The sequence below is a fragment of the Paenibacillus stellifer genome (genome assembly GCF_000758685.1).
Taxonomy (GTDB): domain Bacteria; phylum Bacillota; class Bacilli; order Paenibacillales; family Paenibacillaceae; genus Paenibacillus_AQ; species Paenibacillus_AQ stellifer.
In genome coordinates, this window is the sequence record NZ_CP009286.1 from 79,743 (window position 1) to 87,500 (window position 7,758).

The following is a 7,758-nucleotide window of genomic DNA, read 5'->3' on the forward strand; positions in this document are numbered from 1 at the left end:
TACTAGATAAGGAAGGACGACTGTTGTCATGGATAAAATGAAGCTGCACCGCATGGAATATTACGGCTATCACGGCGTATTTGAGGAAGAACGGAAGCTGGGACAGCGCTATTATGTAGATCTGGAATTTGAGATGGATTTAAGCGCGGCCGGGCGGAGCGACGATCTGGAACTGACGGTTAACTATGCCGAAGCGCATGCTCTGGTTAAAAAAATTGTCGAACACGAGTCCTTCAAGCTGATCGAAGCTTTGGCCGAACGTATTGCATCTGCGGTACTAGACACTTATACTATTATCAATGCCGTTACTGTCAAGGTAACGAAGCCTCATCCGCCATTCGATGTTCATTTTCAGGGAGTAACAGTGGAGCTGCGGAGAACAAGAAAGAGAGACGTTTGATGAACAACCATTCCACCTCTGAGTATTCAGAGGCTTATATTGCTTTAGGGGCTAATTTGGGTGACCGGGAGCGCAGCTTAAGAGAAGCGTTGGCGCTGCTTGATTCCCGTGAAGGAATTGAAGTGACGCGCTGTTCCAGAGTCTATGAGACCGACCCGGTCGGATATCTGGATCAGCCGAAGTTCTTGAATATGGCAGCGGCTCTACGAACCTCATTGGAGCCGGAGTGTCTGCTGTCGATCATGCTGGAAACCGAGAACCACCTGGGCAGAGTCCGTCATATTCCGAATGGCCCGCGGACCGTGGATTTGGATCTGCTCTGGATGGAAGGGAGAAGACTGGATAGCGCGCATTTGACGCTGCCTCATCCCCGGATGATGGAGCGGGCATTCGTTCTGTTTCCTTTAAATGACATCGTTCCGCAGGATGAGACATCGGGACTGCGGCAGCTTGTCGACGATGCGCTGAAGAAGTTAGACGGAGAGGATGGAATTACATTGTGGACAGCAGACGTCTTGGGCGGCGGATCCGGGCTTTCCGCAAACTGAAGGGCTACACACAGCAGGAGCTTGCGGACCGCGCAGGGATTTCACTTGCTGTGCTCGGTGCGGTGGAGCGGGGAAACCGGCGCTTGGAAGATCAAATTTTAGATAAAATTGCAATGGTCCTGGGGGTCGGCGTGGATGAATTGACCGACTCACCTTCTATATAAGGAAGTGAATATCATGCTTAAAATCGGCAACATCGAAATGAAGAATCAGGTCGTGCTGGCTCCAATGGCCGGCGTGTGCAATCCGGCTTTCCGGCTGATCGCCAAGGAGTTCGGAACGGGCCTTGTATGCGCTGAAATGGTGAGCGACAAGGCGATTGTTCACGGCAACAAGCGAACGCGCGAAATGCTGTTTGTCGACGAGCGCGAGAAGCCGCTCAGCCTGCAGATTTTTGGCGGGGACCGCGAGTCGCTGGTGGCGGCCGCGAAGGTCGTCGACAAGGAGACGAACGCCGATATTATCGATATCAATATGGGCTGCCCGGTGCCGAAGGTCACCAAGTGCGACGCCGGAGCCCGCTGGCTGCTTGAGCCAAGCAAAATCTATGAAATGGTCTCCGCGGTGGTCGACGCCGTTGAGAAGCCAGTAACCGTCAAAATGCGGATCGGCTGGGACAGCGAGCATATCTTCGTCGTGGAGAATGCACAGGCTGTCGAACGGGCCGGCGGTCAAGCCATCAGCGTTCACGGCCGCACGCGCGAGCAGCTGTACACGGGACATGCGGACTGGAGCTATATCCGCCAGGCTAAAGAAGCCGTATCGATTCCGGTTATCGGCAACGGCGATGTGCTGACGCCGCAGGATGCCAGAGCTATGCTGGATCAGACCGGCTGCGACGGCGTGATGATCGGACGCGGCGCGCTCGGCAATCCATGGATGCTGTATCGCACTGTTCAATACCTCAACACCGGCGAGCTTATGCCCGATCCATCTCCGCAGGAGAAGATCGAGGTCGCCATTTTGCATATGGACCGTCTGGTTGCTCTGAAGGGCGAAGCGGTGGCCGTTCGTGAAATGCGGAAGCATCTGGCCTGGTATCTGAAGGGCCTTAAAGGCGCAGCTCGCGTCAAAGACGTTATTATGGAAGAAACGAAGCGGGATGAAATGGTACGGATTTTGAATGATTTTGTCGACCGGTTGTCGGAGGAGCAGGATGGAGAAGAAGAGATGTTAGGGACCTCCGCATCGGCGATTTAATGCCTGTCTGACCGTTATAATAAGCACATTCTGCGGGCCGAAGGCCGTCATTGACATTTTGTAACGGTTCCCATATAATTTCACAGTATAAATTCGCCGTTACAAAAAGCATTGCAGGGAAAGGGTTCTGATCCTTTCGGTTACGCATATAGTATGGTGTTTTCTATAATGTAAATGACAGGAGAATCGGTTGAGATGAGTGATAAAGAAGTTATTCTTACCCCGGACGGACTGAAGCGTCTGGAAGAGGAATTGGAGAACCTCAAATCCGTCAAGCGCCGCGAAGTAGCCGAGCGGATTAAAGTGGCGATCGGATACGGGGATATAAGCGAGAACTCGGAGTATGAAGATGCCAAGAACGAACAGGCTTTCATTGAAGGCCGCATCATTACTCTGGAGAAAATGCTTCGTAACGCCCGCATCATCAACAGCGACGAGATTGATACCGAGACGGTTAGCGTCGGCGTCACCGTAACTGTGGAAGATATGGAATTTGGAGATATTATGGAGTACACGATCGTCGGCACCGCCGAATCCGATCCGCTCAACAACAAGATTTCCAACGAGAGTCCGGTGGGCAAGGCCATCATTGGCAAGAAGAAGGGTGCTGTCGTTGACGTCAACGTACCCGCAGGCGTTATCCAATATAAAATCATCGACATCAAAATGAAATAATCTCGGCCGAAAGCGTCTACGCGGGATTGGGACATGCCAGGCAATCTGACCGATCGGCGCATGCTGCCGGTGTCCGTATGGAGAAAGCTTCCTTAGGGAGGCTTTTTTCCAAGATGGAGAGGATTGTCCAATGGTCCCGCCCCGGCCTTATTTGTTGACAAGAAACGCACGGCCGTCCGGGAGGCGCCGATTGGCGTTTCTTCTTGTGTCTGCGAGAGATTTAAATTTGGAATTGAAGGAGACTAGAGCATGAGTGAAGAAATCGGCAATTCAACCGGTACCGAGAGCGAGCTTAGCGAGCTGTTGAAGGTGCGTCGTGCCAAGCTGGACGAGCTTCGGAGCCTTGGAATCGACCCGTTCGGCAAAAAGTATGAGCGCACCCACAGCGCAGCAAGCATTCTGGCCAAATATGACGGAATGACTCATGACGAGCTGGACGAGCTGGCGGTAGAGGTCAGCGTGGCAGGACGTATTATGGCTAAGCGCAAAATGGGCAAGGCCAGCTTCTCCCACATCCAGGATCTGTCGGGCAAAATCCAGATCTATGTGCGCCAGGACAGCGTTCCTGAAGTGCAGTACGCGGCATTTGATGTGCTTGATCTCGGCGATATTATCGGGGTGAAGGGAACTGTCTTCAAGACGAAGACCGGGGAAACGACGATTAAAGTCAGCGGGATTGAAGTGCTGTCGAAGTCGCTCCTTCCGCTGCCGGACAAGTATAACGGTCTCAAGGATGTAGAGCTGCGCTACCGCCAGCGCTATGTCGACCTCATCATCAACCCTGAGGTTCAGCAGACATTTATTACCCGTTCCCGGATTATTCAGTCGATGCGCCGTTATCTGGACTCGCTCGGTTATCTCGAAGTTGAAACGCCGACCCTTCACTCCATTGCTGGCGGTGCAGCGGCACGTCCGTTCATCACCTACCATAATACGCTTGAAATGGAGCTGTATATGCGGATCGCGATCGAGCTGCATCTGAAGCGGCTCATTGTCGGCGGTCTGGAGAAGGTGTATGAAATCGGCCGCGTCTACCGTAATGAAGGTGTATCTACCCGCCATAACCCGGAATTCACCATGATTGAGCTGTACGAAGCTTATGCGGACTACAAGGATATCATGAAACTGACCGAGAATTTGATCTCGCATATCGCCCAGGAAGTGCTTGGTACGCAGAAGATCAACTATCAGGGCCACGAAGTTGACTTGACGCCGGAATGGCGCCGTGTATCGATGGTTGATGCCGTCAAGGAAGTAACGGGTGTGGACTTCGGCGTTCACATGACGGATGAGGAAGCTCATCGTCTGGCGAAGGAGCATCGGGTGCCGGTTGAGAAGCATATGACCTTTGGGCATATCCTCAATGCGTTCTTTGAGCATTTTGTCGAAGAGACGCTGATTCAGCCGACTTTTGTTACCGGACATCCTGTCGAGATTTCGCCGCTGGCCAAGAAGAACGATCATGATCCCCGGTTCACGGACCGCTTTGAGTTGTTCATTGTGGCGCGCGAGCACGCCAATGCGTTCAGCGAGTTGAATGATCCGATCGATCAGCGTCAGCGTTTTGAAGCGCAGCTTCTGGAGAAGGAGCAGGGCAATGATGAAGCGCATGAGATGGATGAAGACTTTATCCGGGCGCTTGAATATGGCATGCCGCCGACCGGTGGTCTGGGCATTGGCGTCGACCGTCTGATCATGCTGCTGACTGACTCTCCTTCGATCCGTGATGTGCTGCTGTTCCCGCATATGCGGAACCAGTAGAGCTCACCAGTTACTCAACAATTGAAGTTTGCTATATGAAAAAAAGGGAGAAGGCGCGTGGGCGCTTCTCCCTTTTATATTTTATGCTGATGGCGATGAGGCTCTGGGGTTAATCTGTTACTCCCTGCTCGTTGCTCTCGTTACATAAAGACTCTACGTAGAGCTTAAGCAGCTCGCTCAACCGTGATTGCGGCATCTGATCCGGATACAGCAGGCCGTGCAGGGCAAGGCCGTCGATGTATACGAGCATGGGCTCGCTTTCTGCGTCTGCACGGAGTCCCGGACGTGCCTCTCCACTCTCGATCAGCGACAAGATGGCCTGCTCCATCACGGCCTTCATCTCGGCGCGAACGCGCATGGCAAGCTCTTGCAGCGAGGGGTCAGTCAGCGACTTGACCTTGAACGCAAGCCAAACCTCCATCTCCGCTTGTCTCTCTTCATCAAGAGGCAAAAACACACCGAGTATCCAAAGTATATTGGCCAGCGGTGTACCGCTAAACGGGTAGCTCTCGATTCGCTGCCGCACTCTCTCCGCGACAAGATTCATGGCATAGGCCAGCAGCTCGGTCTGGCTGGAGAAGTAATGGCGCATTAAGCCTGGAGAGAAGCCGGCTTCCTGGGCGATTTGGCGTACGGTGGCGTTTTCCATCCCTGCTTTGCGGATAACTCTCCATGTTGCTTCCGCCACTTTTATTTTTTGCTGTTCATGATCTACAATTTTCGGCATGCGCTTATTATACCATATCCGATCAGGAATCGACTTTGCAGTACAGTTGTGCTATTATTTTTATAATACAGTTGTATTGTAAAAAAGGAGGCGCAACATGATTGGTTGGCTGATTGTTACGTGTGAAATTGGTTTTTGGGTGATGATCCTGAGCGGCTTGATTGTACGTTACTTCTTTAAGAAGCGCCGTGCCGGGATCTTGCTGCTGCTGTTGACACCGCTGATTGATTTAACCCTCCTCGTGGCGACGGTATGGGATATCCGGTCGGGAACGGCTGCAAGCTATCTGCATGGATTGGCGGCCATTTATATCGGCGGAACGGTCGCTTACGGCCACAGAATGATTAACTGGGCGGACTCGCACTTTGCGTATCGCTTTGCTGGCGGAGCACGACCGGCTAAGCCGCCGAAGACGGGTGCTGCTCATGCCGCAGTAGAGCGAGCCGGCTGGTACAGGCATCTCCTGGCATGGGTTATTGGAAGCGCGCTGCTCGCAGTGATGATTCTGATGATCGGTCAACCTGAGCGAACCCGTATATTTGAAAGAATAATTGGGGGCTGGGCTTGCATCCTGGTGATCGACTTCGTTATCAGCTTCAGTTATACGCTATGGCCAAGAAGGCCGACAAATAAATAATATTCTAAAAAAGATCTTGCTTTCTCAATTCATACATGGTATATTCTAATTCCGGCCAAGAAATACGAGCTGCTGATTCAAAAAAGAAATAAAAAAAGCTTGCATGAATCACTTGGTTGTGATAAGATATAAAAGTTGCTGATGCGAAAGATAAGCGACGATGAAAGTCTTATGAAGCTTGATCTTTGAAAACTGAACAACGAGTGAGTATTAAGAGAATTTAATTCTCGTCAGATTCAAAATGAGCAAATCAGCTTTTCATTAATGGAGAGTTTGATCCTGGCTCAGGACGAACGCTGGCGGCGTGCCTAATACATGCAAGTCGAGCGGAGTTATGAAGGAGCTTGCTCCGGATTAACTTAGCGGCGGACGGGTGAGTAACACGTAGGCAACCTGCCCTTCAGACTGGGATAACTACCGGAAACGGTAGCTAATACCGGATAATTCCTTTCTTCGCCTGAAGAAGGGATGAAAGACGGAGCAATCTGTTACTGAGGGATGGGCCTGCGGCGCATTAGCTAGTTGGTGGGGTAACGGCTCACCAAGGCGACGATGCGTAGCCGACCTGAGAGGGTGAACGGCCACACTGGGACTGAGACACGGCCCAGACTCCTACGGGAGGCAGCAGTAGGGAATCTTCCGCAATGGGCGAAAGCCTGACGGAGCAACGCCGCGTGAGTGATGAAGGTTTTCGGATCGTAAAGCTCTGTTGCCAGGGAAGAACGTTCTCTAGAGTAACTGCTAGAGAAGTGACGGTACCTGAGAAGAAAGCCCCGGCTAACTACGTGCCAGCAGCCGCGGTAATACGTAGGGGGCAAGCGTTGTCCGGAATTATTGGGCGTAAAGCGCGCGCAGGCGGCGATTTAAGTCTGGTGTTTAAACCATGGGCTCAACCTGTGGTCGCATCGGAAACTGGATGGCTTGAGTGCAGAAGAGGAAAGTGGAATTCCACGTGTAGCGGTGAAATGCGTAGAGATGTGGAGGAACACCAGTGGCGAAGGCGACTTTCTGGGCTGTAACTGACGCTGAGGCGCGAAAGCGTGGGGAGCAAACAGGATTAGATACCCTGGTAGTCCACGCCGTAAACGATGAGTGCTAGGTGTTAGGGGTTTCGATACCCTTGGTGCCGAAGTTAACACAGTAAGCACTCCGCCTGGGGAGTACGGTCGCAAGACTGAAACTCAAAGGAATTGACGGGGACCCGCACAAGCAGTGGAGTATGTGGTTTAATTCGAAGCAACGCGAAGAACCTTACCAGGTCTTGACATCCCCCTGAATACGTTAGAGATAGCGTAGGCCTTCGGGACAGGGGAGACAGGTGGTGCATGGTTGTCGTCAGCTCGTGTCGTGAGATGTTGGGTTAAGTCCCGCAACGAGCGCAACCCTTGACTTTAGTTGCCAGCAGGTCAGGCTGGGCACTCTAGAGTGACTGCCGGTGACAAACCGGAGGAAGGTGGGGATGACGTCAAATCATCATGCCCCTTATGACCTGGGCTACACACGTACTACAATGGCCGGTACAACGGGAAGCGAAACCGCGAGGTGGAGCCAATCTTATAAAGCCGGTCTCAGTTCGGATTGCAGGCTGCAACTCGCCTGCATGAAGTCGGAATTGCTAGTAATCGCGGATCAGCATGCCGCGGTGAATACGTTCCCGGGTCTTGTACACACCGCCCGTCACACCACGAGAGTTTACAACACCCGAAGTCGGTGGGGTAACCCGTAAGGGAGCCAGCCGCCGAAGGTGGGGTAGATGATTGGGGTGAAGTCGTAACAAGGTAGCCGTATCGGAAGGTGCGGCTGGATCACC

8 protein-coding genes and 1 rRNA gene (1 of these 9 cut by a window edge) are annotated in these 7,758 nt (G+C 52.4%); 8 read left to right on the plus strand and 1 reads right to left on the minus strand.

What is annotated here, in order from left to right:
• The first annotated feature begins 28 nt into the window (after positions 1–28).
• From folB to lysS, 6 genes are all read left to right on the plus strand, one after another.
• A complete protein-coding gene (folB, locus tag PSTEL_RS00380) occupies positions 29–400 on the plus strand; it encodes a dihydroneopterin aldolase (protein ID WP_038692871.1) in 372 nt (123 codons plus the stop codon).
• Positions 400–948 carry a 2-amino-4-hydroxy-6-hydroxymethyldihydropteridine diphosphokinase gene (gene folK / locus PSTEL_RS00385; protein ID WP_038692872.1) on the plus strand — a complete coding sequence of 183 codons (549 nt, stop codon included), beginning with the start codon at positions 400–402 and terminating at the stop codon, positions 946–948. The genes folB and folK overlap by 1 nt, the downstream gene beginning before the upstream one ends.
• On the plus strand, positions 900–1,112 hold the full coding sequence (locus tag PSTEL_RS26590; RefSeq protein WP_038692873.1) for a helix-turn-helix domain-containing protein: 213 nt from the start codon (positions 900–902) through the stop codon (positions 1,110–1,112). Before folK ends, PSTEL_RS26590 begins: the two co-directional genes overlap by 49 nt.
• Before the next feature lie 13 nt (positions 1,113–1,125).
• The gene (dusB, locus tag PSTEL_RS00395) at positions 1,126–2,148 is read left to right on the plus strand and encodes a tRNA dihydrouridine synthase DusB (RefSeq protein WP_038692874.1); all 1,023 of its coding nucleotides are present in this window, start codon (positions 1,126–1,128) and stop codon (positions 2,146–2,148) included.
• Between the two features lie 195 nt (positions 2,149–2,343).
• Positions 2,344–2,823 carry a transcription elongation factor GreA gene (greA, locus tag PSTEL_RS00400; protein ID WP_038692875.1) on the plus strand — a complete coding sequence of 160 codons (480 nt, stop codon included), beginning with the start codon at positions 2,344–2,346 and terminating at the stop codon, positions 2,821–2,823.
• 249 nt (positions 2,824–3,072) lie between these two features.
• Positions 3,073–4,584 carry a lysine--tRNA ligase gene (gene lysS / locus PSTEL_RS00405; RefSeq protein WP_038692876.1) on the plus strand — a complete coding sequence of 504 codons (1,512 nt, stop codon included), beginning with the start codon at positions 3,073–3,075 and terminating at the stop codon, positions 4,582–4,584.
• A gap of 109 nt (positions 4,585–4,693) precedes the next feature.
• Here the strand turns inward: lysS and PSTEL_RS00410 are convergent, their stop codons facing one another.
• A complete protein-coding gene (locus PSTEL_RS00410; RefSeq protein WP_038692877.1) occupies positions 4,694–5,311 on the minus strand; it encodes a TetR/AcrR family transcriptional regulator in 618 nt (205 codons plus the stop codon).
• Positions 5,312–5,408: 97 nt separating this feature from the next.
• Here PSTEL_RS00410 and PSTEL_RS00415 point away from each other — a divergent pair, with 97 nt between their 5' ends.
• The gene (locus PSTEL_RS00415) at positions 5,409–5,948 is read left to right on the plus strand and encodes a hypothetical protein (RefSeq protein WP_038692878.1); all 540 of its coding nucleotides are present in this window, start codon (positions 5,409–5,411) and stop codon (positions 5,946–5,948) included.
• A 261-nt stretch (positions 5,949–6,209) separates the two neighbouring features.
• A 16S ribosomal RNA gene (locus tag PSTEL_RS00420) occupies positions 6,210–7,758 on the plus strand (it continues 6 nt past the right edge of the window).